The organism is Flavobacterium sp. ACAM 123 (assembly GCF_000264055.1).
In the GTDB taxonomy this organism is placed as follows: Bacteria; Bacteroidota; Bacteroidia; order Flavobacteriales; family Flavobacteriaceae; genus Flavobacterium.
This window is the reverse complement of the sequence record NZ_AJXL01000032.1, coordinates 12,408-37,073: the sequence shown is the minus strand read 5'-3', so window position 1 is coordinate 37,073 and position 24,666 is coordinate 12,408. Positions and strand designations below refer to the sequence as shown.

25 protein-coding genes, 1 tRNA gene and 1 pseudogene are annotated in these 24,666 nt (G+C 35.2%); 10 read left to right on the top strand and 17 right to left on the bottom strand.

Going from position 1 to position 24,666, the window contains the following annotated elements:
* Positions 1–22: 22 nt before the first annotated feature.
* The gene (locus A3SG_RS0107945) at positions 23–1,588 is read right to left on the bottom strand and encodes a protein adenylyltransferase SelO (protein ID WP_029596680.1); all 1,566 of its coding nucleotides are present in this window, start codon (positions 1,586–1,588) and stop codon (positions 23–25) included.
* A gap of 79 nt (positions 1,589–1,667) precedes the next feature.
* Positions 1,668–2,537, bottom strand: coding sequence for a lysophospholipid acyltransferase family protein (locus tag A3SG_RS0107940; RefSeq protein WP_016989504.1), 870 nt, complete (start codon positions 2,535–2,537; stop codon positions 1,668–1,670).
* A gap of 114 nt (positions 2,538–2,651) precedes the next feature.
* Here A3SG_RS0107940 and A3SG_RS0107935 point away from each other — a divergent pair, with 114 nt between their 5' ends.
* Both A3SG_RS0107935 and A3SG_RS0107930 read left to right on the top strand, forming a co-directional pair.
* Positions 2,652–3,290 carry a rhomboid family intramembrane serine protease gene (locus tag A3SG_RS0107935; RefSeq protein ID WP_016989503.1) on the top strand — a complete coding sequence of 213 codons (639 nt, stop codon included), beginning with the start codon at positions 2,652–2,654 and terminating at the stop codon, positions 3,288–3,290.
* 53 nt (positions 3,291–3,343) lie between these two features.
* On the top strand, positions 3,344–4,030 hold the full coding sequence (locus A3SG_RS0107930; protein WP_029596679.1) for an SIMPL domain-containing protein: 687 nt from the start codon (positions 3,344–3,346) through the stop codon (positions 4,028–4,030).
* Between the two features lie 480 nt (positions 4,031–4,510).
* Here A3SG_RS0107930 and A3SG_RS0107920 read toward each other — a convergent pair.
* From A3SG_RS0107920 to A3SG_RS0107900, 6 genes and pseudogenes are all read right to left on the bottom strand, one after another.
* Positions 4,511–4,591: transfer RNA gene (locus tag A3SG_RS0107920), tRNA-Tyr, on the bottom strand.
* A gap of 173 nt (positions 4,592–4,764) precedes the next feature.
* A pseudogene (locus A3SG_RS23110) lies at positions 4,765–5,151 on the bottom strand (TlpA family protein disulfide reductase); the annotation flags it as partial.
* An 18-nt stretch (positions 5,152–5,169) separates the two neighbouring features.
* Positions 5,170–5,946 (bottom strand): DUF4369 domain-containing protein, encoded by a 777-nt coding sequence (locus A3SG_RS0107915; protein ID WP_016989500.1) that lies wholly within the window; start codon positions 5,944–5,946, stop codon positions 5,170–5,172.
* A 394-nt stretch (positions 5,947–6,340) separates the two neighbouring features.
* Positions 6,341–6,577, bottom strand: coding sequence for a hypothetical protein (locus tag A3SG_RS0107910; RefSeq protein ID WP_016989499.1), 237 nt, complete (start codon positions 6,575–6,577; stop codon positions 6,341–6,343).
* 178 nt (positions 6,578–6,755) lie between these two features.
* Positions 6,756–7,196 carry a KTSC domain-containing protein gene (locus tag A3SG_RS0107905; protein ID WP_016989498.1) on the bottom strand — a complete coding sequence of 147 codons (441 nt, stop codon included), beginning with the start codon at positions 7,194–7,196 and terminating at the stop codon, positions 6,756–6,758.
* Between the two features lie 175 nt (positions 7,197–7,371).
* Complete coding sequence (locus A3SG_RS0107900; RefSeq protein WP_016989497.1) at positions 7,372–7,620, bottom strand: hypothetical protein; 249 nt, start codon at positions 7,618–7,620, stop codon at positions 7,372–7,374.
* A 93-nt stretch (positions 7,621–7,713) separates the two neighbouring features.
* Here A3SG_RS0107900 and A3SG_RS0107895 point away from each other — a divergent pair, with 93 nt between their 5' ends.
* Positions 7,714–8,259 carry a hypothetical protein gene (locus A3SG_RS0107895; protein WP_016989496.1) on the top strand — a complete coding sequence of 182 codons (546 nt, stop codon included), beginning with the start codon at positions 7,714–7,716 and terminating at the stop codon, positions 8,257–8,259.
* A gap of 31 nt (positions 8,260–8,290) precedes the next feature.
* Here A3SG_RS0107895 and A3SG_RS19395 read toward each other — a convergent pair whose 3' ends face one another.
* The 5 genes from A3SG_RS19395 to A3SG_RS0107860 all read right to left on the bottom strand — a co-directional run bounded on the left by A3SG_RS19395 (position 8,291) and on the right by A3SG_RS0107860 (position 11,417).
* Complete coding sequence (locus A3SG_RS19395) at positions 8,291–8,647, bottom strand: response regulator (RefSeq protein WP_157485368.1); 357 nt, start codon at positions 8,645–8,647, stop codon at positions 8,291–8,293.
* 413 nt (positions 8,648–9,060) lie between these two features.
* Entirely contained in the window at positions 9,061–9,261 is a 201-nt protein-coding gene (locus A3SG_RS0107880) for a hypothetical protein (RefSeq protein ID WP_016989493.1), read from the bottom strand.
* Positions 9,262–9,370: 109 nt separating this feature from the next.
* A complete protein-coding gene (locus A3SG_RS0107875; RefSeq protein WP_157485366.1) occupies positions 9,371–9,970 on the bottom strand; it encodes a PAS domain-containing protein in 600 nt (199 codons plus the stop codon).
* A gap of 916 nt (positions 9,971–10,886) precedes the next feature.
* On the bottom strand, positions 10,887–11,177 hold the full coding sequence (locus A3SG_RS0107865; protein WP_255347696.1) for a CHASE domain-containing protein: 291 nt from the start codon (positions 11,175–11,177) through the stop codon (positions 10,887–10,889).
* Between the two features lie 39 nt (positions 11,178–11,216).
* Positions 11,217–11,417, bottom strand: coding sequence for a hypothetical protein (locus A3SG_RS0107860; RefSeq protein WP_016989489.1), 201 nt, complete (start codon positions 11,415–11,417; stop codon positions 11,217–11,219).
* Between the two features lie 717 nt (positions 11,418–12,134).
* Between A3SG_RS0107860 and A3SG_RS0107850 the strand changes: the two genes are divergently transcribed.
* Both A3SG_RS0107850 and A3SG_RS0107845 read left to right on the top strand, forming a co-directional pair.
* Entirely contained in the window at positions 12,135–12,365 is a 231-nt protein-coding gene (locus A3SG_RS0107850) for a hypothetical protein (protein WP_016989487.1), read from the top strand.
* A 7-nt stretch (positions 12,366–12,372) separates the two neighbouring features.
* Positions 12,373–12,753, top strand: coding sequence for a YchJ family protein (locus A3SG_RS0107845; RefSeq protein ID WP_029596678.1), 381 nt, complete (start codon positions 12,373–12,375; stop codon positions 12,751–12,753).
* A gap of 125 nt (positions 12,754–12,878) precedes the next feature.
* On the opposite strand, the gene A3SG_RS19390 is transcribed toward A3SG_RS0107845, so the two are convergent.
* Together A3SG_RS19390 and A3SG_RS22285 are read right to left on the bottom strand one after the other, a co-directional pair.
* Positions 12,879–13,748: an ABC transporter ATP-binding protein gene (locus A3SG_RS19390; RefSeq protein ID WP_232226303.1), complete on the bottom strand. Its 870-nt coding sequence runs from the start codon at positions 13,746–13,748 to the stop codon at positions 12,879–12,881.
* On the bottom strand, positions 13,720–14,124 hold the full coding sequence (locus tag A3SG_RS22285) for a hypothetical protein (RefSeq protein ID WP_232226301.1): 405 nt from the start codon (positions 14,122–14,124) through the stop codon (positions 13,720–13,722). The genes A3SG_RS19390 and A3SG_RS22285 overlap by 29 nt, the downstream gene beginning before the upstream one ends.
* A 147-nt stretch (positions 14,125–14,271) precedes the next feature.
* Between A3SG_RS22285 and A3SG_RS0107835 the strand changes: the two genes are divergently transcribed.
* From A3SG_RS0107835 to A3SG_RS0107825, 3 genes are all read left to right on the top strand, one after another.
* Positions 14,272–15,390, top strand: a complete 1,119-nt coding sequence (locus A3SG_RS0107835; protein ID WP_016989485.1) for a vWA domain-containing protein — start codon at positions 14,272–14,274, stop codon at positions 15,388–15,390.
* A gap of 173 nt (positions 15,391–15,563) precedes the next feature.
* Entirely contained in the window at positions 15,564–17,027 is a 1,464-nt protein-coding gene (locus tag A3SG_RS0107830) for an AAA family ATPase (protein ID WP_016989484.1), read from the top strand.
* Between the two features lie 183 nt (positions 17,028–17,210).
* Complete coding sequence (locus tag A3SG_RS0107825; protein ID WP_016989483.1) at positions 17,211–17,804, top strand: 2OG-Fe(II) oxygenase; 594 nt, start codon at positions 17,211–17,213, stop codon at positions 17,802–17,804.
* Positions 17,805–17,872: 68 nt separating this feature from the next.
* Here A3SG_RS0107825 and A3SG_RS0107820 read toward each other — a convergent pair whose 3' ends face one another.
* Positions 17,873–19,024 carry a saccharopine dehydrogenase family protein gene (locus tag A3SG_RS0107820; RefSeq protein WP_016989482.1) on the bottom strand — a complete coding sequence of 384 codons (1,152 nt, stop codon included), beginning with the start codon at positions 19,022–19,024 and terminating at the stop codon, positions 17,873–17,875.
* 1,100 nt (positions 19,025–20,124) lie between these two features.
* On the opposite strand from A3SG_RS0107820, the gene A3SG_RS0107815 reads away from it, so the two are divergent.
* Complete coding sequence (locus A3SG_RS0107815) at positions 20,125–20,685, top strand: DUF6642 family protein (protein WP_016989481.1); 561 nt, start codon at positions 20,125–20,127, stop codon at positions 20,683–20,685.
* Between the two features lie 895 nt (positions 20,686–21,580).
* Here the strand turns inward: A3SG_RS0107815 and A3SG_RS0107805 are convergent.
* Positions 21,581–21,757, bottom strand: coding sequence for a histone H1-like protein Hc1 (locus A3SG_RS0107805; RefSeq protein WP_016989479.1), 177 nt, complete (start codon positions 21,755–21,757; stop codon positions 21,581–21,583).
* A 925-nt stretch (positions 21,758–22,682) separates the two neighbouring features.
* On the opposite strand from A3SG_RS0107805, the gene A3SG_RS0107800 reads away from it, so the two are divergent.
* Positions 22,683–24,089, top strand: a complete 1,407-nt coding sequence (locus tag A3SG_RS0107800) for an exonuclease domain-containing protein (RefSeq protein ID WP_016989478.1) — start codon at positions 22,683–22,685, stop codon at positions 24,087–24,089.
* Positions 24,090–24,666: the final 577 nt, after the last annotated feature.

Sequence of the window (24,666 nt, the reverse complement as noted above, 5' to 3'; positions counted from 1 at the left end):
TTTAGTTGACACTAAATTCATTTTAAGAACTGCAGGACAGCATGGAACTTCCAATTTTTTCTCTAGCCCAATCTGGTCTTTTGGCAAACCATTTTTGGTATTCGTTTTGATCTTGGTAAGGATTTTTCAAAAGCAGATGTAGTTCTTCGATTAGCGAATAATCCTCTTTTTCAGCCGCTTCAATGGCTAATTGTGACATGTAATTTCGCAATACATACTTAGGATTCACTTTATCCATCGCTGCTTTACGATCGGCGTCCGATAGTGATTCCTGTTGTAGTTTATCTAAATATTGGGTAAACCAATACATCCAAGCAGCTTCTGTTTTGTCGACGACTTCTTCTATTCTGTAGAAGGATTCCTTAATTAGTTCAAAAGCCTCCTCAACGGATGCTGATTTCTTGATTTCGCTTAATTTCCTAAAGAAAATAGTCATATCCGTTTCGGTCAGTTGCAAGTTTTCGGTCAGGATATGAATAAGCTGGTTGTCCTCTTCTTTTAAAGTAATTAAACCTAATTTATGTCGCATCATATTTAAATACGCTTCCTGATACTTCATTTGGTACTGCTCTAATATCGATTCTAAGGGAGCTGCTTCCCCAATCAGAGGATAGAGGGCGTTTGCCAAGTGATACAGGTTCCAAAGTCCTATTTCGGCTTGATTACCAAAACGATACCTGCGATTTTCACGATCCGTTGTATTAGGGGTCCAATTGGGGTTGTAATCTTCTAACCATCCATACGGTCCGTAATCTATAGTAAGTCCTAAAATGGACATGTTATCCGTATTCATTACGCCATGTACGAAACCTACACGCTGCCAATGCAGAATCAATTCACGGGTCTCGTCTGCAACGGCTTGTAGAAGTTGAACATAATTGGCTGAGGTGTTTCCTTTGATTTGTGGGAAATGATATTTAATCGTAAAATCAGCAAGCATTTTTAATGTTTTCAAATCCTTTTGAGAGGAAAAAAGTTCGAAATTTCCAAAACGAATAAACGATGGCGCTACTCTACAAACCACGGCGCCTTTTTCATAGGCTGGGTTTCCATCATACATTACGTCACGCAATACTTCGTCGCCAGTACTAATTAAAGATAAGGATCTGGTAGTGGGAACACCCAAGTGATACATGGCTTCGCTGCATAAATGCTCTCTTATGGAAGAACGTAATACGGCAAGACCATCTGCTCTGCGGGAGTAAGGCGTCATGCCAGCTCCTTTTAGTTGTAAGGTATAAAATTGTTCTTTTTGTTCTACTTCGGCAAGAATAATGGCTCTTCCATCTCCTAATTGCCCAGCCCAATTACCAAACTGATGTCCGGCATAGCTCATCGAGTAAGGACGGGAACCTGGTAGCAGTTCTTTTCCTGAAAATACGTTTGTGAATTCAGAAGATTGCGCGTCTTCATTAGCAATGCCAAGCATTGCTGCCACTTCTTCTGAAAAATGTATTAATTTGGGATTGGCAGGAATTTGAGGCGTAACATAGGAAAAACAAGCATTTTTTACTTGACGCGTAATATTCGTTTTATCAGGGTCTGCGGGTAATTCTGTGCTAAATCTATTGTTGATTTTTAACTTCATTTTGTTTTGCATTAGCCTCAAAATTAGTCAAATATTTTTGCACCGACAGTTAATTAAAACTAAAATTACAGCGGCCTTCTTATCGTCTGTGTTTCCATCTTTTATGAGTCCAGAAATAATATTCTGGAGCTTCATGGATTTGTTTTTCCACTTCCTGAATAAAAGCATCGGTAATTCCAAAATCCAGAACCGACCTGGGGTCATCGCTTATAGGAACTAGGGTAGCTTCATAGTAGCCTCTTTTTAGTTTTTTTACTTTTGCGAAAATAACATTAAGGTCATATCTTTTTGCCAACATTTCCGGGCCGGTATGCGCTGGAACTTCGACACCCATAAAGGACTTCCAATGAAAAATACGACCTGCTTTCGGGGATTGATCACTGGCCAAACCATATATAGAAAGAATCCCCTCTTTTTGGTTATGGGCAATGTATGGAATCGTTTTGCTGGTGGTAACTAGTTCGGTATTGTATTTTGATCGAATATCTCTAATGAGTTTATCAAAATATTTATTACTTAATTTTTTATAGACGCCTACTCCTTGGTAACCTATTTTTTGATTAAGTGCAAGCAACCACTCCCAGCTTGCATAGTGGGAGGCTAAAAGCATAATACTTCTTTCTTTTTGTTCGTAATCTTTTAACAAGTCGATATTTGTGATTACAAATCTTTTGTTCATTTCTTCTGACGATATGGTCATGGTTTTTATCATTTCCATAAACATATCACAAAGGTGGTGGTATGATTTTTTCTCAATTACTATTCTTTCTTTATCGCTTAGATGAGGTAGTGCTAGAGCTAAATTTGCTCGAACTACTTTTTTTCGATAGCCGCTAATGTAATAAACTAAGAAATAAACGCCATCTGAAAGCCAATAAAAAATGCGAAATGGGAGAATGGAAATAATCCAAAGAAAAGGGTAAGCGATGATAAAAACGAGAAGTTGCATGCAGTACTTTTTTCTTGCAAAGATAGGTCAAAAATGAATGTTTAGATATATTGATGAGGTACTAATCGAGTCTGTGAGAATTAGTATCTTTGCAACTCACGATAAACAGATTTTATGAATACCATTTTAATTGCAATAATTATTGTAAATGCACTAATTAGCTTCAAAGGCTTTAATGACCAATCTTTTTTTAGAAAATATGAATTCCATATGGGTAGTGTTCGCGCTGGTGAACAAATAAGACTTATATCCTCTGGCTTTCTTCATGCTGACATCGCGCATCTGGCCTTCAATATGATTACACTTTTCTTTTTTGCGCCAGTGGTGATTGGATATTTGGGTAGTTTGTCGTTTGTGATCGTTTATTTTGGGAGTTTGGTCTGTGGAAGTTTATTGACCATATTGTTCCATAAAGACGATTATAATTACAGAGCGGTAGGAGCCTCTGGGGCTGTTACGGGTGTTTTATATTCGGCAATATTACTACAACCGGACATGATGTTGGGCATCTTTTTTATAATTCCTATGCCAGCCTATCTTTTTGGGATTCTCTATTTGCTATATTCTATTTACGGAATGAGAGCTAAGAACGACAACATAGGGCATACCGCACATTTTGGAGGTGCTATTGGGGGATATGTGATTACGCTGATATCTAATCCGCAATTAGTGATTGACCATACTTTTATGGTCGTGTTACTTACCGTTCCCATAATTATTCTTTTTGTGATGGCAAAAATGGGGAAACTATAGTGGCACAACTTTTGGAGATTAGGAACCTTATAAATTATTTAAAACAGATCAAAATGAAAAAAGCACTATTAATAGTATCCGTATTGTTTATGACACTATCATATGCACAAGAAACTAAGCAAGTTCCTCAAATAAGTATTGTAGGGGAGGGAAAATTAAAAGTTGTTCCGGATCAAGCCACTATCACTACCACTGTGGAGACAAAAGGGAATAATGCTAAAGATGTAAAAAAGCAAAACGACCAACAAATGGAAGCAGTACTAAAAATCATAAAAAAAATGAATTTGGCGCCGGCTGATTACAGAACGCAGCGAGTTTCATTAAATCCGAATTTTGATTATGAAAAGAAGAAGACAACGTATAACGCTATCCAAACCGTTGAGATTCTATTGAGAGATTTATCGCAATATGACACATTGATGGAAGGTTTGGTGAATGAAGGAGTCAACAGAATTGATAATGTGGTTTTTCAGTCTTCGAAATTGGCACAATACCAATCAGAAGCTAGAAAATTAGCGATGAAGGACGCTAAACTCAAAGCAGAAGACTATGTATCGGTTTTAGGGCAAAAAGTAGGCAACGCCATTACTATTTCAGATAACTCACAGAACTATCAACCACAGCCCGTTTATGCAATGAAGACAATGGCGATGGAGGAGAGCGCTGCAACAAGAGAAACACTGGCCGCAGGTGAAATCACGATAACCGCAAATGTGAGTGTGAGTTTTATATTGGAATAAAATCAGAATAAATAATAGTTAAAGGTCCCGCCACTTTCAGTAAGTTGCGGGGCTTTTTTTTGTCAAATTATTTGGTGTTATTTTAAGGCTTATGGAAGTAGAACAGGTGCTAAGGCAAACTATGTGTTTATATAAAATTACTGTAGTCGTTCGTAATGGTATTGTGGGAAATAGTCACAGCGATAAGGACGAAGCTACTTTTAATTTATTCTATAAAGTAAAAGCTAGGATTGCCTGCTTTTTTTTTCGTTTTGTAGAATAAAAAACCGCTGCAAATGTTTCCAGCGATTTAGTGGGTCAAGTTGTTAAAAAGCTTCGGGCGAGCCCTCTATTTTCATTCGTACTTTACAATAAAGAAAGTACTACAATTACTTGCGGTAACTTAGTGGGGAGAGCAGCGCCAAAACTGAGGGAGAACCTGCTTTTTATTTAGTTTTTTTGTAATAAAAAAAATCGCCACAATTACTTGTGACGATTTAGTGGGGAGAGTAGGATTCGAACCTACGAAGTTTACACAGCAGATTTACAGTCTGCCCTCGTTGGCCGCTTGAGTATCTCCCCAAGACTCAATAAGCAGTGCTTATCGTGCTAACTGGGTGCAAATATAGAAACTGTTTTGAAGTTTCCAAACTATATTTGAACTAAATTTTACTATTATTTTTAACGTATTGGTATTGAATAAAATAAAAAAATCTCCGCTAGGGAGATTTTCTTATTTTGATCTTTAAAATTGATTATTTAGCCAATAGCTCGATAATTTTTGCTCTAAGTTCATCACCTCTTAAATCTCTTGCCACTATTTTACCCGAAGCATCAAGTATAAAAGTAGCCGGAATTGCTTGGACTCCATATTGAGCCGCAATTGGCTCATCCCAAAATTTTAAATTAGAAACTTGAGTCCAAGTTAATTTATCTTTTGCGATGGCTTCTTTCCATTTAGTAGCATCCTTATCTAATGAAACACCAATAATATTAAGGCCTTTCGAGTGTAAGTCTTTATAGATTGCAACAACATTTGGATTTTCTCTTCGACAAGGGGCACACCATGATGCCCAGAAATCTACAATTGTTACTTTTCCTAAACTTTCCTTAAGAGAAGTGACTTTCCCTTCAGGATTAGGTGCAGAAAAATTTGAAGTTCAGTTGGCGTCTCCAACTGGGGCAGCAGTAGCACGAACAGCAGGAGTATTCATTTCAGTAAGTTTTGTTTTGACCGCGATTCCCGCTTTAGTGCTTTTTAACGACTCTTCTAAACCGTTAAAAATCGTTTCTGTTTTTTTAATGTCAGCACTTGGATCGTTAACCATTCCTTGTACAATTAAAACACTAATGTATGATTTAGGATGTGATTCAGCATAAGTCGTATATTTTGTCTTTGTTGCAGCACCAACTTCAGCTTGAATTTCTGAATATCCTTTCATCAAGTTATTGATTGCAGCAGTATCTTTTGTTTGTTGTGCTGCGTTCATTGCTTCCATGTTTTGAGTTTGGAAATCCATTAGTTTCTTCTGAACTACTTTAATTTCCTCATTGAACTTAACATACTCATCGTTGCTGTACGTGCCAGAAACTTTAGATTTTTGAATACTGTCTTTATTGATAGCGATAGTGATCTCTCCAGTTTCTAAAATAAAAGGAATTTTAGTGTAAGGTTCTTTTCCTGCCGCTGATTCTAACTGTATTGTATGGAAAGCAGGTTCAGTAACTTTTCCTTTGATTTCAAATTTGCCGTTTTCTACTTTTACAGTATCTAAAGCAGTAATCGCCCCAGTAGCAGCGTCTTGGGTTTCTAAGATTATTGTTTTACCATTTTCGATACCAGTTGCCGTACCGGTGATAAGGAATTCGCCTTTTCCAACTTTGTTGCAAGAAATTAGAACAACTGCAGCAGAAAGGAATAAAATTATTTTTTTCATTATTAATTAGTTTAGTTAAGTGTGCAAAAGTATTTAAAATTATCAAAGTATAAATGATTTTATAGCCTAAATTTTTGTTATTTTTTTAGTATTTGAAGTACCAAATAATAAAGTGTAGTTGTTAAAATAACTACGATAATATCATTTTTCACGCTGTATTACCTCGGCAAGCCCCCTGCGTGGTAGTGGGTTATTCCATGATGCGTTTCTCGCGCGCATCAAATTGTAATTTTGAGTCTAATACTTTAATTATCACTAATTTGAGATAGTAGTATGTATTGATTGTAAAAAAACCAAACCATTTAAACTGGGCTGATGATCTGAAGTAGTCGACTCTCATTTTTAAAAAGTTTGAGAGGACTCTTCTTTTATTTGATTAAAGTGATGGTTGTTTTTAAGTAGATTTAAATTGTATCTCACAAGCCTGCATGTTAGATTCGACTTGTTCTAATTCATTTAAAGTAATTTTGATTTCTAGATTTACCGTTCTTAGCTCTTTATGTAAAGCAGCATTAATGGAATCTGTTTCTAAACCGAAGTTAATTTCTGTTTTTTTTACTTCTAAAAGGTCCAGCGTTTCTTTAGCCTTTTTATATTGTGCTTTATATCGCTCGTAGGCATTAGTTATCATAAAAAGCTATTGTTAATTTTAGGGACTGCAAAGTACTAAAAACAAGTTTAATATACTAAAATTTACGATTTATTTTTAAATAGTCTTAATAGTGTGCTAAAACGAGAATAAACTAAAAATGAAGTATATAAAAAAAGCACCCTTTAAAAGTGCTTTATTATTTTTTAGTTCTAAAAGTTTAGTCTTGGTTCAATGTTTTTCTCCAAGTAAAAGAATTAAGAATATGTCTCTTTGCGAATCTTCCAGGAGAAGCTGCATTTACCATTTTCACATAAGTTGCTTTAGGTACACTGATATACTCATAAACGCTACCATTTGAAAAATTGATAATTAATCTTCCTTCGACGAATTTATAATCTGTAATTGTTGCGGTTGTAGTTGTCTCTGTATATTCAGGTAGGTTCAACTTTGTAGTCTCAGGATTGATACTTACCAAGAAATGGTAGGCCTCAATTACTTGTTTACTTTTTTCTTCAGCCGCTTTCAATCCAGCTTCATCCCCTTGAAATTTATCAGGATGACATTCCTTCATAGAATTACGATAGATGGTTTTTAAATCTTTAAGCTCTGCAGTTTTGTCTACATTTAGCAGTTTGCGGTATTCAACTATTTTTTTCATAAATATGATAACTACTTGTCTTTTAATATAAAATCAATATAATTTGGTTTCAGAATCGACAAATTTTTTGCAAAGGTACACTTTTTTTTAATTTTTTAGTTTGAGACTAAAAAATTTTCCCAAAAAATAGATCATACTAATTTTGATTTGGCATAAAAGAGGCCCTGAATTACTATTATTGTTGCGGTTTGTTGTTTGCTTTGTCGAAATTCTTAGACTTTTTAGGATACTTGTTGTAGCTGATATCGCTGGGGTTTTCTATTATGGACTTAATTGTAATATAATCGCCGAGCGTATGGTTAGAAATTGCCATTTTATAATCTAAAAGATATGCACCACAAAAGAAATTGTTGTTTTCATCTTTTTCCATTATCCCCGTATAAACCCCTTTTTGCAACATTTTTTCTTGTGAAGCCTTTGTCATAATCAATTTAATTTATAAAATTCTAATTGGCAAAGTTAAACAAAAATTTTGTTCTCGGTACTGCATTTTAGACTTTCTGATTACCTTTGTACAATGCAAAAAATATTTCGTCCAAGTTCCAAATCTTTCAAGAATACCTTCTGTGTGTTTGAGGAGCTTCCATTAAATAGTCTTGAAGGATTAACGGTGCAATATGAAAGTAAGTCGGGTAGTAGCTATTATTACACTAAATTGGGGATGTATCGGGTTTCAAATCATTGGGGAAGATTAGCTAACAGTAAATGGAGGTTAGCACCTATGCAAAACGAATCTGGCTCGAAAACTAAAGTAGGTTTTGCGCACTGGACCCACTTTTATCCAGATAATGTAATAGATGAATTATATTATTTAGAAATGAACTATCTCAATAATACTGTTAATTACCAGCATAAAAACAATCCTGATTACGACGGTAAAGAAATACTTCGTACGAGTTTTGAAACCACTAAAAAAATCAAGCAAATAAGAAATTTGCTCAATTTGACATCATGGGCTAAGTATTATGATTACAATGATTTGTATGCTTTGCGAAAAAAAATTATCGAACAATTGATTTTTACTAATAAAACCTTGGAAGAAATCAAGAGAACATTAATTTAATTGCTGGCGTAGCAGCCGTACGGTTGACTTTCTAATCTTTGGATGTAATCAATTCGATATCGTGCGTGGTAATGGGTTTAGATAAATAGCCTAAAATTGCTGGATATTTTTTTGATTTATTCTTGTCTTCAACAGCGATAGATGAGCTAGCATTATAGATGTTAATGCTTTTAATTTTTATCGATCGCAGCAAGTCCATTTGTTCCATGAAGTCTCGTCCATCCATAACTGGCATATTGATGTCTAAAAGGAGAATTTCCGGAAGTGGTTCCTTGTTTTCTATCGCATAAATCAAAGCTTTTATTCCCTTTTTTTTTATAGAAGGACGAAACAGTAGAAAATATATTGGTTTTTTGAATGATTTTATTAACGATAATTTGATCATCATTTATCACCCATAAACTCTTTTTTATGATCGAATATAGATTTTAAATGTGATTCCTATGTTTGGTGTGCTATGTAACGTAAGATTGCCGTTCTTGGCGTCAATCTGGTTTTTTGTAATGAATAAGCCTATTCCTTCTTTATTCCAGATTATTGCTGAATGTTTTTCTCATCCCAAAAATTTTGTCAGCAATTTTTACAAGATCAATACCAACTCCATTGTCTGAAATTTGGAGTACTTTCATTTCATCTTAAATTACCCATTTAAGAATAATAATAAGTTTCCTGTCCAGATGACCTTATCGGATAAAGCTGTAGACGATGTTAAATAAAATACTCTCTAAATAAGCGGGGTTGTAATTGATTACTACGTCCTCTGGAACCTCGTTTTTAACAATCACATTTTTTTGCGATTATTTATTCAGAAAGTACATCTTTTACTGTTGTGATATATTGATTTAAGGATAAAGATTCTGACACTAAACCAATATTATTTCTAATATTTATAACCTCATTGAGATGCGGTATCGTTCCATCTAATGAATTAGAAACCGTTTTCAACAGTAGTAACATCTCATTTCTTTCTTGCTCAGAAGCGGAGGTTTGAATTAAGGTCATGATGGATGCAATATTGCAGGTATGTGATCTTAAGTTATGCGAAACAATGTAAGAGAAATTCAAAAGTCTTTTATTCTTTAATTAGGTTAAAGATTTTTTTTAAATTATTTTACGCTTCTTTGTTTTTGGTAAAATCGATCATGATACCTCGTAAACCTATGGCCTTATCATTGTCAAATACAATACTCACGATATTCCTCAGCCTTACAATTGTTCTGTTCTTGGTAACGAAGCGATATTCAGAGTCATACTTTAAATTTTGGTTGGTATGTAAAGTGCAATAATTATTGGTGACTTCCTGATCCTGTGGGTAAATATGATCTATCCAAAAAGTCTCGCTAGCCAAACATTCTTTTGTAGTGTACTCTAGTATTTTTTCTACTTTTCCACTGATAAATGAAAAGTAAAAAGTTTTTATATCACATTTCCAGACAATTCCATAAACCGTACTGATCAGTGATTCAATTTTTTTTTGCGAAAAAAAAATTACATTTTCATCCGCTTTGCGTTCTGTAATATCTTCCGTTGAGATGATTATTCGGTCAAGAGAATACTCATTCACCACCAGATACATAAAATGGATGTCCCTAATGTTTCCAATTGGATTTTTAATTTTAGCATCCATTTCAAACTCACTATGGTCCATGCAGATCGCCTCAATATTTTTTAGAAAAGAAGGTACGGATTGTTCCTTAAATAGTATCGACAAGTCATTTAGGATTTCGGACTTCGTTTTGGGGCAAACTGAATGGCGCACTGATTATTGATATCATAATTTTAACCAATGCGAAAGAACTCTTTACCACTTCAGGATATTGAACTGAGTAAGACGAAATTGTTTCTGGATTCTTTCCGATGAGTTTTAAATCAGACAAATATGTCCGCACTGCCGAATAATATTTTTCCCATAGTTGGATGGGGGAGTCATCAAATAAGCTTTTAAAACGTCTTTCACTTTTTTTAAGTAATTCTTCAGACTTTTTTTCAATAAAATATCTTTAACAATTGCAATGTGAGTTGAAAGGTATTCATTTATAATCCAAAGGGGAGAAACGGTAAGAGTAGTCCAGATAATTTTTCCGGACTTTGTGATATATCGATTTTCCATGGAATACTATCTAATCGTTACTCGCTTTAGTTTTTCTCGATTTGATAAATCTTCGTTTAAATCGGCGGCATGCGTTACAGATTGAAAAGTTTTATTTTGTAATTCTTGTGCTGAATAGTCTAATAATTGATTCTAATTTTTGTTCATCTCTAAAAAGTAATTACTGCAGGAATTAATATAGGACATCCCCACGGCAGCCTAGTTAAAATAGATTTAAATTTTATTTCATAATCTGAAAGATTAGCCGCTTGTTTTTCCAATAAAAGTTCTAATTCCGATGGCTTTTTCAGAATTAAGGCTATCAAAAAACCAAATAATCCAGCTAAAAGCAAACCAAAAATGCTTGGCACCTAAATTCGGGCATATAAATAGTTTTGATTTTTGGAGGTAAGGTGTAACTCCCAATCACTATCGGGTGTAAGTAGCGAGACACGATAATTATTGGAGTACTTATTTTTTTTGGAAGATAGGAAACCTTTTCTTTAGTGGTAGTATTAATCTTTGGAAACTGGAAGTATTATTTAGAGCGGCCTATGGTATACGTACCTAACGATTTTAATAAATCTTCTAATTTAAAGATTACAACTGAAAATCTCCAAAACTCATTATCTTGGAATACAGGAAGACAGCCAAAAACTCCAGCGCCACTCTGCTGTAGCTTTAAATGATCTGCAAAATACATGTGACGATTATCAATATATTTTAAGGCTTCTTTTCTTAGGCCTACCGTCTTTAAAATGTTTAATCCCATTGCATTCTCGTTGCCTTTCATGGAGTATAATTGTCGTATTACTCCTTTGGGGACCAATTGAAGCGCAGAAATGGTTTGGTTCGATTGCAATAATTTCTAGCTAATAGTATCAAAATCTTTAGGTATTTTCTTGTCATTTATCGTAAGAGCGAGCGTGAGCGTTAGTATACAAGAATTTCTAAGAGATTGTTCTATGCCTTGATGGATTATTTCGAGCGTATTGCTCATTGCACCTTGATCATCGTCTTTACCTATTTGGTATTGCTGATACCCAATAAATCCGACAATAATGCTCAATAATAGGAACGTAAAAAAGCCGGTTGTTTTATGTTTTGTTGAAAATCAACTGAACAATTTTAATCTGATATTTTCAAATTTCATTCACGCTGTGTCATAGATTTGGGCAATCTTACTACTATCAAAAATTGAAACGTACTTATAAAATTACGGGTTACCGTAATTTTATCGATTTTTATTAAAGTAATGAACGATTATAATTCGCAGTGAATTGTTGGTTTAAAAACTATTATAATGCGCTACACTATGATGATTCTTTTTTATGAACGGATATGCACTTCAATTAAGACAGTATAATTTACTTCTTTAAGAGGAATGAATCAATTTAGAGTTAAGCCTTGCGTCTTTTTAATAAAACACTCGGTATGTCGCTTCTATTTAGCAACCGGAGTGTACTATTGTTTTAAATTAAAATGCCGAACTTTGCTAAAAGTGTCTGCGCCATAAATAGTCTGTTTACGATTAAAGCGATTTTATTTATTATGGTGATTTAGCAAGGGTACTTCTTCGTGAAGGAGCTCTTTTTTAGAAACAAATTGAAAAACGAACTATTATGAGCAGGAATAATGAAAAAAATATCAGAAAGCATAACAATAAGTTGCATAAAGAACAGGATAGAATTAAAAACGCAGAAATTCTTCGAAAGGAAAAATTAAAGCAAATTATGAAAAAATTTCATGACTTTGAAAATTCAACAAATAACTAATTCAACAAATAATGGAAAACAATAAATTCATCGAATTGAACAAAAGTGTTCAGGAAATAATTGATTTAATTGCAAGTAAAAATGCAAAAGAGGCGAATAATAAATTAGTGGAAGTCAGCGATGATCTGGACGATTTATTGGACCATTCAGAAGAAGATGAGGAGCTGATGGAAATTAGCCGTTATCAGGTTTTGTTAAATCAATTACAGCAAAAAATAATTTCTCTTAATGGGCAGCTATAATCTACAGATGACGACAATAAAATGCTATTGTGGTTCGCTAAGTAATTATAGTCAATGTTGCGAGGGCTATATTAAAGGATTTAAAAAAGCACCTACCGTCGAACTACTGATGCGTTCCCGTTATTCGGCATATGTTATACAGGAAGCGGGTTATTTGGTAGCAACGACACATTCTTCTGAAAGGGAATACCACTCTCAAGCGGATATCCTACAGTGGTCAAGAAGCAACTATTGGCAAAAGCTGGAAGTTTTGGAGAGCACTGACAAAACGTTGGAGTTCAAGGCTTATTTCTTAGATGTCCTTGGAAAAAATCAAATTCACCATGAACTTTCTACTTTTAAATTTGAGAATGGGAGCTGGTTTTACGTGGAGGGTATGTTCTTTTAATTTTATTTGCAATCAATTTCTCTCGCATACACCTAATACGTTACCGTTTATGTTTCGGTCGATGTCATTTTTTAGGAGATTCAGAACATAAAGTATAACCCTTTCCTTGATTTTTTAAAAAAATGTTACACACTATCTAGTTTTTTAATTGTTCCTATCGAGCCTTTTGTAGTAGGAGTTAATTCATAAATAGCAGCAGGAGTAATGTTGGGTTCAATTCTGTGAGAAACGTATAGAATTGCCATGTTAGTTTGTTGAGATAAAAGCGTGATTAAGCGCGCAACCATAGCAGTATTTTCATCATCTAATCCTTCGACAGCTTCGTCTAAAATTAATAATGGGGGGTGTTTTAATATGGCACGCACAATGAGCGCAAGTCTTTGTTGTCCTGTGGAAAGCATTTTAAAAGGCGTATTTTTAAGGTGGTCTAAGTGAAGTAATTCTAGCCATTGAGAAACTATTTTCTTTTGTGAGATGGTGGGTTGTGTGTATAAGCCAATAGTGTCAAAAAAACCGGATAAAACCATTTGCTCTACGCTGTCATTTTTTTGAAATAAATCAGTTACAGCTGTCGAAAAGTAGCCAATCTTCTTTTTTATATCCCAGATATTTTCTCCACTGCCTTTTTTAATACCAAAGAGATAAAGATCTTGGCCGTAACCTTTTGTATTGTCTCCAGTTATTAAGGAGAGTAAGGTGCTTTTACCAGATCCATTAGGTCCTAACAGATGCCAAAACTCTCCTTTTTTAATAGTCCAATTAATAGTCTCTAAAATGGGTTTTCCATGAAAGCTTACACAAAGGTCTTTCATTTGTACTAAGTTACCTGCAGTGCAAATAAGTGGCTCAAACGGAGCAGGAATACTACCTGTTTCAAATTTATGTTTTTCAAATTTTGGTTTCATTTGGTGTAGTACAAATGAATTGTCTTTAATTTGTGCTTTTCTTACTTTGAAAGGCAATAAATCAATTTGACGGCTTACTATAAAGATCAATTGCGTTTTTTTGGCTAATTGTTGTAAAGTAATTATAATCTTTTTTCTTAGATTCTTGATCTAAATGGTCTAGTGGATTGTCAACAATGATATATTCTGTCCCTTGGTTAATACAATAATCTAAATAAATTTTTTTTCTTTCGCCAGATGAAAAAGTTCTTAGTTTTCTGGAGGTATCGAATGATGCTTCAGCGGTGTCATATTGGTATTCTTTTTTAATAAAATTATCAATCGCTATATCCGAAAAAAGGATTCCGTTTTTAGTATTAAGAGTACTTAATTCTGTGGAAGACTTGCCATAAAGAATGGTCTCTATAAAAGTATTTTTATCGACCTGATTGGACAAAAATAGTCCCCAGTGTTCTAGTGCTTCCATTTTTAATTTTTTTAAAACGGTAAAATTAAAATTAATTATTTTAAAATAAACAGAATAGCTGAGAATGTGACATCAAACTCTTTTTTAACTAAAAATTATTAAACGTTTGCCGAGACAGTGCTTTAAAATGACGTAATTTTATGGGCTATGGAAAATGATAAAAAAAAGGGTTTCTACTTCAAGCAATATGAGGCGCCTAATCAATCTCCGTTTGATAAACTCTTTGGAATTTTCAAAGAATTAATCACGCACACCTCAGGGGATTTTGATGAAGCGATCGATTGGTTGCGTGAATTGGACAAAGAATATAAACTCACCGATGAACACTACACTATCGATGATTTTATCGAAGACTTGAAGAAAAAAGGATACATTAAAGACGAACTAAAAGAGGATGGATCCGCAGGTATTGGAATAACAGCAAAAACAGAACGTGCTATCAGGCAGCAGGCTTTAGACCAGATTTTTGGAAATTTGAAACGCTCTGGCAGCGGGAACCACAAAACAAAACATTCTGGTAGTGGCGATGAGCATACGGGAGAATTTAGAGAGTTCCATTTTGGAGACGGCTTGGAACGAATTTCTCTAACGGAGAGTTTACGTAATGCCCAAATCAATAATGGAGTGGAAGACTTTATGCTCACCGAGAATGATTTGGTTGTCGAGGATACCCAATACAAATCTCAAATGAGTACTGTACTAATGATTGATATTAGCCACAGTATGATATTGTATGGTGAAGATCGTATTACGCCTGCAAAAAAAGTAGCGATGGCGTTGGCAGAGCTAATTACCACGCGTTATCCAAAAGACACGTTGGATATTTTGGTTTTTGGAAATGATGCTTGGACGATAGCTATCAAAGACTTACCGTACTTGAAAGTGGGACCTTTTCACACTAATACGGTAGCGGGGCTGCAACTGGCGATGGATTTACTGCGAAGAAAAAGGAATACCAATAAACAGATTTTTATGATTACTGATGGTAAGCCAAGTTGTGTTCGCGAAAAAGACGGTAGCTACTATATGAATAGTAATGGACTTGACGAATATATTGTTGACAAATGTTACAGCCAGGCACAACAAGCCCGAAAATTGCATATTCCCATCACAACGTTTATGATTGCAAACGATCCGTATCTTCAGCAATTTGTAAATAAATTTACGGAAGCCAATCAAGGCAAAGCCTTTTACACCGGACTGAAAGGACTGGGCGAAATGATTTTTGAAGATTATGAAACGAATCGTAAAAAGAAAATTAAATAAGTATATTTAGTATAAAGAGAATAGACTAAAGAGTGAAGAATAGAACCATTAAGATATTTACAAAATTATTTAAATGAATATGAATTGCTAAATAGTTCGAAAAAAATAATTCCAAAAAAGATTTAGTAAGCTTCGCGTAGAACGTAGCGCAATTTAAGGTTAAACAAAAAAAGATGAAAATAGAAAACATAAATACATTAGGCGAGTTAAAGGCATCAGGATATAAAAGCAACAGTATTAAAGAGGAGTTGCGCACTAATTTAAGAGCCAAAATAAAATCAGGAGAACCCGCTTTTGAAGGGGTCCACGGTTTTGAGAATACGGTAATACCAGAACTAGAACGTGCCATATTATCGCGTCATAACATCAATTTATTAGGACTTCGTGGTCAGGCCAAAACAAGGCTTGCGCGCAAAATGGTTGATTTATTAGATGAATATATTCCTTTTGTTACAGGATCAGAGATCAATGACGACCCGCTAAATCCGATTTCGCGGTATGCTAAAGATTTAATTGCGCTAAACGGAGATGCTACCGCTATCTCATGGCTCCATAGAAAAGATCGTTTCTTTGAGAAATTAGCCACTCCAGATGTAACAGTTGCCGATTTAATAGGGGATATCGATCCTATAAAAGCAGCTAATTTAAAGTTATCCTACGCTGATGACCGCGTGATTCATTTTGGGATGATTCCACGTGCCAATCGTTGTATTTTTGTGATCAACGAATTACCTGATTTACAAGCGAGAATCCAAGTGGCTTTATTTAATATTTTGCAGGAAGGCGATATTCAAATTAGAGGTTTCAAATTGAGAATGCCATTAGACCTTCAGTTCGTGTTCACCGCAAATCCAGAAGATTATACCAATCGTGGGAATATCGTGACTCCGTTGAAAGACAGAATCGGATCCCAAATATTGACTCACTATCCTGAAACGGTAAAAATTGCCCGTACTATTACGGAGCAAGAAGCTAAGCTAGACGGTATTCAGAGCGACATGGTTCATGTTCCTTCTTTGGCTAAAGACTTATTGGAACAAATTAGTTTTGAAGCAAGAGAAAGCGAGTTCATAGACAATAAAAGTGGGGTGAGTGCCCGTATGAGCATCACCGCTTATGAAAATTTATTAAGTACGGCAGAGCGTCGTGCTCTAAGAGCTGGTGTTGATAAAACTACGTTACGTTTGTCTGATTTTATGGGAATTATACCTTCCATTACAGGTAAAGTGGAATTGGTTTATGAAGGAGAGCAAGAGGGAGCGGCATATGTAGCTCAAAACCTGATTGGATCTGCAATTCACACTTTCTTCCCAGGCTATTTTCCTAAAATTGAAAAATTAGAAAAACCAGATGAAAAAACAGCCTATACGGATTTGATCGAATGGTTCTTTGCCGAAAGCGGTTTTGAATTATTGGATGACGCTACAGAGGAGGAATACGAAAGAATTCTAGGATCTATAGTTCCTTTGGAAATATTAGTTAAGAAATACCAACCCCAATTAGAAAAGGAAGACAAATTTTTCATGAAAGAATTTATTTTATGGGCGATGGTTGAATATAATAAACTGAGCAAAGACAGAATAACTGATGGCTATCAGTTCAAGGATATGTATGGGAGTTACATCAGTAAATTGTAATACCTGAACTGTATTAATTCAGGGGGTGTGATTAGTTTTTTATAATTAGACCCAAAAACGATTATTATTATTATTTCAATAGCGCTTAAAATTATTTAAGCGCTATTTTTTGTCTTTTTGTAAAACGGCCGACAATATATAGTACCTTGGCTCGTTGGCATCACTTTCGGCCAATGGAATAAAATGGAAAATAGCTTTGAAGCTTTAATTGCCTCCTATATTGAGGATAAAGTTGGTATCTCTGAAAATTTTTTAAGCAATGACTTGGCCAATAGCTTAAAGCAAAATTTACTCGCCTTAAACCAAAAAAATTTACTAATTGTCGCAGGAACTGGGAATTCAGAAGTAATTGCCTATGATACCGCTGTGCGTAGCGATTCCATATATTGGCTGGATAAAAAGCACAATAATGAATTTGAAAACGCTTTTTTTGTCCAAATTGAAGCTTTTATCAGCTATTTAAATGAGAGCTGTTTTACAGGTATTACGGACTATGAATTTCATTACTCTTTGTATGAAAAGGGAGATTTTTACCTCCAACATTTGGATCAATTTAAGAATAACCCCAGCCGAAAATATTCGATGATTAGTTATTTAAATAGTGATTGGCAACCTGCAGACGGCGGAGAATTAATGATTCACCAAGAAAACAAGAACCAGAAAATTTCGCCTACACAAGGAAAAACTGTTTTCTTTAAAAGTGATGAATTGGTTCATGAGGTTTTAGTCACCCAAAATACCCGAATGAGTATTACAGGATGGCTTAAATGTGATTGATCTTATACTAATAAATAATAATGTACTTAAAAAGTTTGGCGTAATAGCTAAGCCTTTTTTTGCTTCGTTTAATTAGTTTTCGTTTCGCCGTAGACTCGCACGACATAGCTCCCGTTAAGAAACTTCTCAGAATTAATCTGGCTTTGAAGCAGTACTCCTTTGATTGGATTTTCGAGTAATAGTTGTGCGGCTTGAACTAAGGGTGCGGCGGTAGTGGATTGTATGGCTCTCAATTTATGATTCCCTACTTTTTGGGGAAAGATACGCTTGGAAACTTCCCTTTTTCGCAAAACCCCCTCTATGTCTTTTCCTTCCACGGCAGCATATAAAATAATCTGGTCCTCGTCTATGTGCGGTATCTCGGCTTGCATTTTTCGCTGTAGGGCTGCAACAGTGTTTGCTGACCTTTTTAACTCAGAAAGTTGCTTTTCTATCCAAGCATAATGCCCTGGAAACCGCAAAGTTTTGTAATCCAGCGAGCGTACTCTTCCTGATAAGGCATCCGGCAAATCAGCGGCGCCACCTGAAGTAAGGTCTTCTTCATAGGTTGTGCCGTCTATGATAATAGTTGCTCTTTCTGATAATGAGGGTATCGTGGTTTTAACGTAATCTCTAAGCACTATAGTGTCCTTCAGGTACTCTGTTGCAACACCCACGGGACTCCAAGTAAAACCATAATAATGTGGCGCCATGGCATGTTTTCCAAGTGCTCCCACTCTTAATTCCAACTTAGTAACGCTGTCCACTTTAAAATCAGTACAAAATTGTTGAAAAAGCCCGTTTGCGAGTAAGTCAATATAACCGGGTGCTAGCCCAGCTTGTAATATAAAACCGGTCGAGGCATCTTTTGCTAAACCCTTTATTTTCTCCGTTTCGGCAACGTATTCCGTCAGGTTGACATAATGCAGTTCAAAATCTTTTGCAAATTCGGCGATTCTTGGCGCCTGACTGCCCGGTAGGCAGTCCAGGATGATATCTCCCTTGCGGAAGATGGCCATCATTTCTTTGGTCAATCCCTCTTCGGCGAGTAGAAACGGTTCGACGGAACAGGGTTTGGTTGTTCCCTCTTCAATCCAAGTAGCTACTTTCTTCGCTTTTAAGTAGTTTCTGTCCCCAATAAAAAGGGTAGGAATAACGACGCTCCATTCCATAAGAATCAATCCAGCCGCTTCAGCGATCCCTCCGGCTCCAGCAATAATAATATTAAAATGTTTTTTCATAAATTAAAGTTACGTATTTTCTGGAATACTAATAACAATAATAGAAGAATTTTCTACTGCTATTTTTTTTAATATGTTGTTTAATAGTGACTTAATTATTTTTAGGACGCAATTAACTCCTCACTTTTATAGTAAAGGAATAAGACGTTAAAAAGGTATTAGTATAGCATAGGAAAGTGATGCAAGAACAAGTAGGGCACAAAGGGGCATTAGAAGCGTTATTAAATTCAAAACGATCTATTATCTCAGACGGGTTTATTTTTGGACTCAAACGACGCATCGCAATGCTGTCAAAATGAAAGGCCTGTTTATGCAAGGAAACTAAAGGTCGGCCGACATTATTTTTTTTGGTTCTTGGCGGCGACGGGCTTAGATTCGAGCTACGCTATTTTGAAAAGAGAGCTCCACTTGAAGGGAATGAGTATAGTGTGCGAATAATTTACTGCATTCGGCATTTGGAAGGCGTTTCCGGGGCCATTAAAAAAGCTTCTTTGGGCTATCTCTTATAGTTTTCGAAAGACACTTCGATTGAGCGCAAGGTGATGCAGATGCTAACATGCTACTCCTTCGTTTCTTCAAGTTCGATTTCTGTAGCTATGAATTCGTGAATAACAATGTGTACCAGGATATTTTTTTGCTGTGAAAATAGCCTATTTCTTTCGCTTAGGCTTCCTTCATGGACTTGACCAAGGTAATGCTGGAATCCGGCGGACTGATCACTAAAGAATAGCGGTGCTGTATGAGCGTTTCATTACTGTCTTAAAAGGACTAAAAGTCAGGGTGGAACACTTGGATGTCTAGCTAAATAATAGGTTGTAACGCTTCTCGTATTATTTTTAGTCGAAGTTGTTTTTGTGCTTATAAAAGAGACTATGGCTTTCGGTTAATAACTATTGGTTGTTTGATGCTGACAATGAATTTCATTCTTAGTAATTTTGTAGCACAATAGGAACGGCCTTCCATAACGAGATTTTAGAATCCGCAGCGCGTAATGAGAAAGCTGGCGTTTGGTTGCCGCTACTTGAAGTATATTTGTTACGAAGCTTTTGTCCCAATAAAAACAGTTGTTTGTACTACAGCAGCTAAATAAACAAATTTTCATGGATAACGATAAATTTATTTTCTGTCTCGAAGCAGTCCCCGATGCAGAAGCATACAATAATACCGAAGTATTCCAAAATCTGGGGCAGATCGCCTTTGAACATGGTCTAACTAGTATTTACAGAACCTGCGATGCCATTGAAGGATTAGAAGATGGTTTGAATGCCTTGCGCTATGACGACCATAATTTTAAGGATTATGAGGTCATCTACCTCGTTATGCCAGGTGGAGGAAATTCTATTTGCGTCAATGATTATTACTACAGTTTAGAGGAAATGGCTGAGCTTTTTGAAGGGAAACTGACCGGAAAAATAGTGCATTTTGCCAATATAAAGGAACTGGACTTAGACGTGGAAGAAGCGCAATACTTTATAGATGTCACTGGAGCACGCGCGCTCTCTGGTTATGGAATGTCAGACCATACGGTAAGTAGCATTAACTTAGATAAAGCTTTTTTTAGTTTATGTCAAGACGAGGACAACGTGATCCACATCGTGGAGGAATTACATGAGAAACATTACAACCTCTGTAAACAGCTCGATTTCAGACTTTACTATTAAAAATAAAGCGTAGTGCCTTAATCGACAAGAGTTAAAAAAGATTGGAACGGTAAGAAATCGCAGTTCGATGTATGCCATTTCACACTAATGCGAGCACAACGGTTGAACTAACAAATTTGAGCGGCAGGATCTGATTGCTTCAGCTGTCTCGATGATAGCAACAAACGGAGTTATTGCGACGGAAAAAGGCAATTACTTAGCACGGAGAGGCAAGTTGAGTTGACAAACTGGCTGTGACAGCTTGCTTCTTCCTTAGCAACAACAATAATAATAATAATAATAATAATAATAACAAAATAGGAACTAAATAAAAACAATATTTTTGACATCATAACTAACAAATAATATACTCTGTTGTATACCGGATTAACATCAAACTTACCTCAAAGAATTACGGAACACATGGAGAAAAAACCGCCAATTTGCTTTTCGTCCAAATATATTTTGTAAAAAATGATTTATTATGGACATTTCCAAATGATAGGTGACGCCATGGGGAGAGAAAAAGAAATCAAGGCGAGTTACAGAGTGGCTAAAAATGCTTTACCCGTTTCGATTAATCCAAGATAGGACAATTGATTTATTAAAATAACAACAATTATGATGGAATAAAAAGACTGGTTAATTATGCCTCTTTCTATCCAGGATAGTAGCGGAAAGCCCGCGAGGGAAGAAGCCCAGATAAAACAAAACCCAAAATAGCGACCGGGGGAAGCTCGTTTTGGGTTTATGTTTTCAGGGCGATTCCTGCGGACTTGTAGTTAATAGCCTGAAATGGCAGCCTCGTGACTATTACCATACAGCTATTTTCAAAGCAAATTCCGCTTGAATACGACTCAATCGAATAAAAGACAAAAGACCTAAAATAAATAAAGGAGATTTGTATAAAGGGTAATTATTTTTTAGACTCTTCGATAGAAAGTTTTCTAAATTCCTTTAATAATTTTTCCATTTCTAAAGTTGACTTACGCGCTCTTGCTCCAGCAGCTTTTACTCCTTTGTCAATTAAAGATTCTGTTTCTGCAGTAAATGCTTCAAACTCAGCGTTAATCTTTGCTACTAATTCTTTCATTTGTTTTGTGTTAAATTAAAAACACAAAAATAGGATTTTGCTAATGATGGCCTAGTAATATTATGTTAAAAATATCTCAATATTAAATTTTTTTGGTTTTAGCATTACTTGCAATTATGGTTTGTTTTACGTTCAAGCAGCAAATTTTATTATAAAAATTTAAGCTGTTATTTTTTATAATTAAGCTGAATCGACAAATCAGCCACCGAATTTAATTTTTTAATACGGGAATTAGTATAGCCAGCAGTTGCGGCTATGAAGTATGTAGGAATAAAAAAGGAACGACTTTTTCAAAACTAGCTATGGTACTTTATAGAAATTAGCGCTATCAAAGACAGGGATTCTTTTGATATTGCATACGGTAGTGAAATTAATATAGATGAGTAGGACTAGTAACAATCATGTTTGGGAAAAGAATGATGATAAGGTTAAAAAGTTTCTAATTTAGTATGGAAAACAAATATTGGAACTGTTCTTTACATAGTTTTGATTGTCACTAGTTGCCAAATGAAGTCAAAAATTTATTTTTAAAATAGCATTTGTTTTCTCATTTTAGACATCTTATGTAGTATAGGTCATAACATTTTTTATTACCTTTGTTGTTATAAATTGTAACAACATTGCGCTGTCTTTGTTTTCAAACAGTAGTAGAGCGATGACAGTTAAACATGAACAATCACAGGAAAAGGTAGCTGATTCTTATTATTTGTAGAAGACATTATGTGAAGTATGAAGGTCGACCTTCGGAAGCACCTGATGAAATTGAAGAGAGAATTTAGCAGTATTATTAAGTTAGTATCTACTTAATATTGTTGGTGGATGTTCGTGAAATTGACAGTAATAATTTATTAAGAATTAAAATAATCATTTGGTTTTGTTCATCCGATAAGAAACAACACTGAATTCTATACATAATACATAAATAATGAAAAATTTGGAATACGCCATAGTAGATATTGAAACCACCGGTGGCAATGCTAGTCACAGCCGAATTACCGAAATAGCTATAATAATACACGATGGAACAAAAGTCATTGACCGCTGGGAAACATTAGTGAATCCCCAAAAAGAGATTCCTACAGCTATTTTTGCATTGACTGGAATTACAAATGAAATGGTTAGGCAGGCTCCTGCATTTGATACTATTTCAGATAAAGTTTTTGAATTACTTTCTGACCGTGTCTTTGTGGCTCACAATGTAAATTTTGATTATTCTTTCGTTCGTCACGAATTAGAAAGAGCGGGTCTCAAATGGACTGCTAAAAAATTATGTACCGTAAGAGCTGCCAGAAAAATAAAACCAGGAATGGACTCTTATAGTCTTGGGAGACTTTGTGATTCTCTAGGGATAGAATTAGATAACCGCCACCGTGCTGGGGGTGATGCTGACGCCACTGCGATCCTGTTTACTCGGTTATTAGCATGGGATACTGAAAAAGAAATGGATGTTATGATCAAAAAAACATCTCAGGATCAACGATTGCCACCCAATCTTCCTCGAGAGGATTTTGAATTACTACCAGAAAAACCAGGTGTGTATTATTTTTATGATGAGCACAATAAAGTAATTTATATTGGTAAGGCAGTTAATTTAAAAAAACGGGTCGCATCACACTTTACAGGTCATAAAATTACAGCGCAAAGACAAAATTTCTTGCGAGACATACACGCTATTACTTTTGAGGTATGTGGTACCGAATTAATGGCATTAGTGCTTGAATGTACTGAAATAAAAGAATTGTGGCCAAAATATAACAAAGCACTAAAACGATTTGAGCCAAAGTACGGATTATTTGAATATGAAGCTAGAAACGGATATCGTTACATGGCAATTGGAAAATTAGCAAAAAATCAAGGTTGCATTGAAACTTTTAATTCCATCTACGACGGAATAAATTTATTGCAGGAACTCGCTAAACAGTTTAATATTGATCAAAGGTTTTGTAAATATGGCAGTGTTACAGACGGAGAGACTCCATTGCAAACGAGTAGCGAAAATTTACCAGATAGTGATTTCCACAATGATCAGATTCAAGCAGCAATCGATTTTTATTTAAATAGTAGGCCAAGTTTTGCTATAATTGATAAAGGCAGAACCAACGACGAAAATAGCTATATTTGGGTTGAAAATGGACACTTTAGCGGCATGGGTTATATTGATTCTGATATAGCCATTAATGACTTATCCGAAATAAAAGAATATATTACACCTTATAAAACGAACCACTACATCATGCAATTAATTTCTTCCTTTGCACAGAAAAACCCAAGAAAGCTTAACATTCACAAAAATAATGTAGACTTACAAATTGAAAGATTTGATTGTAATTAAAGAAATGAAGATACGTCAGAAATAAGATACAGGTCCACTATTATTTTTACTGAGTAAAATCTACCAAAGACAGCAGTCCATACTTGTAAAAAGCAGATGCTCATTCTTTTTATTACTTTGAGGTAGTTTGTACTTCGTAATCATTTGACTGCGAAAAATATTTGCGATTAATAAAAAGGCGACCACTTAACTAATGACACAATAATTATTATCATCGAACAAACGAGATGATGATGCGTGCTCTTCCGCCTTACATTGAAAAGGCCGCAAGAGATAGTCCGTAAGAACAAAACCAGAAACAGCGACCGTACTAAGCTTGTTTCTGGTTTATATTTCTTGAGCGATTACCGCCGAGATTTGGAATGAATAGCCTGAAGTGGCAGTCTAATAATTATTATTTGAATTACATAAAAATCTACGACTGAGTACTAAAAAACTACTTCCCAATACAGGAATTTAGTTTACCAGTATTGGCGGGCTCTAGCGTTTAGAGGTACAAACGAGGTACAAGGTTTTTTAGGCATGCTATATTGCTCTACGGAAATTAGCATGATCAAAAATAAGCCTTTTTTTGCTG

What these genes read in the sequence shown, in the direction of transcription:
- A3SG_RS0107945 (WP_029596680.1), bottom strand. Translation starts at nt 1,588, where the DNA reads ATGAAGTTAAAAATCAACAATAGATTTAGCACAGAATTACCCGCAGAC.
- A3SG_RS0107940 (WP_016989504.1), bottom strand. Translation starts at nt 2,537, where the DNA reads ATGCAACTTCTCGTTTTTATCATCGCTTACCCTTTTCTTTGGATTATT.
- A3SG_RS0107935 (WP_016989503.1), top strand. Translation starts at nt 2,652, where the DNA reads ATGAATACCATTTTAATTGCAATAATTATTGTAAATGCACTAATTAGC.
- A3SG_RS0107930 (WP_029596679.1), top strand. Translation starts at nt 3,344, where the DNA reads ATGAAAAAAGCACTATTAATAGTATCCGTATTGTTTATGACACTATCA.
- A3SG_RS0107915 (WP_016989500.1), bottom strand. Translation starts at nt 5,946, where the DNA reads ATGAAAAAAATAATTTTATTCCTTTCTGCTGCAGTTGTTCTAATTTCT.
- A3SG_RS0107910 (WP_016989499.1), bottom strand. Translation starts at nt 6,577, where the DNA reads ATGATAACTAATGCCTACGAGCGATATAAAGCACAATATAAAAAGGCT.
- A3SG_RS0107905 (WP_016989498.1), bottom strand. Translation starts at nt 7,196, where the DNA reads ATGAAAAAAATAGTTGAATACCGCAAACTGCTAAATGTAGACAAAACT.
- A3SG_RS0107900 (WP_016989497.1), bottom strand. Translation starts at nt 7,620, where the DNA reads ATGACAAAGGCTTCACAAGAAAAAATGTTGCAAAAAGGGGTTTATACG.
- A3SG_RS0107895 (WP_016989496.1), top strand. Translation starts at nt 7,714, where the DNA reads ATGCAAAAAATATTTCGTCCAAGTTCCAAATCTTTCAAGAATACCTTC.
- A3SG_RS19395 (WP_157485368.1), bottom strand. Translation starts at nt 8,647, where the DNA reads ATGATGATCAAATTATCGTTAATAAAATCATTCAAAAAACCAATATAT.
- A3SG_RS0107880 (WP_016989493.1), bottom strand. Translation starts at nt 9,261, where the DNA reads ATGACCTTAATTCAAACCTCCGCTTCTGAGCAAGAAAGAAATGAGATG.
- A3SG_RS0107850 (WP_016989487.1), top strand. Translation starts at nt 12,135, where the DNA reads ATGGAAAACAATAAATTCATCGAATTGAACAAAAGTGTTCAGGAAATA.
- A3SG_RS0107845 (WP_029596678.1), top strand. Translation starts at nt 12,373, where the DNA reads ATGACGACAATAAAATGCTATTGTGGTTCGCTAAGTAATTATAGTCAA.
- A3SG_RS22285 (WP_232226301.1), bottom strand. Translation starts at nt 14,124, where the DNA reads ATGGAAGCACTAGAACACTGGGGACTATTTTTGTCCAATCAGGTCGAT.
- A3SG_RS0107835 (WP_016989485.1), top strand. Translation starts at nt 14,272, where the DNA reads ATGGAAAATGATAAAAAAAAGGGTTTCTACTTCAAGCAATATGAGGCG.
- A3SG_RS0107830 (WP_016989484.1), top strand. Translation starts at nt 15,564, where the DNA reads ATGAAAATAGAAAACATAAATACATTAGGCGAGTTAAAGGCATCAGGA.
- A3SG_RS0107825 (WP_016989483.1), top strand. Translation starts at nt 17,211, where the DNA reads ATGGAAAATAGCTTTGAAGCTTTAATTGCCTCCTATATTGAGGATAAA.
- A3SG_RS0107820 (WP_016989482.1), bottom strand. Translation starts at nt 19,024, where the DNA reads ATGAAAAAACATTTTAATATTATTATTGCTGGAGCCGGAGGGATCGCT.
- A3SG_RS0107815 (WP_016989481.1), top strand. Translation starts at nt 20,125, where the DNA reads ATGGATAACGATAAATTTATTTTCTGTCTCGAAGCAGTCCCCGATGCA.
- A3SG_RS0107805 (WP_016989479.1), bottom strand. Translation starts at nt 21,757, where the DNA reads ATGAAAGAATTAGTAGCAAAGATTAACGCTGAGTTTGAAGCATTTACT.
- A3SG_RS0107800 (WP_016989478.1), top strand. Translation starts at nt 22,683, where the DNA reads ATGAAAAATTTGGAATACGCCATAGTAGATATTGAAACCACCGGTGGC.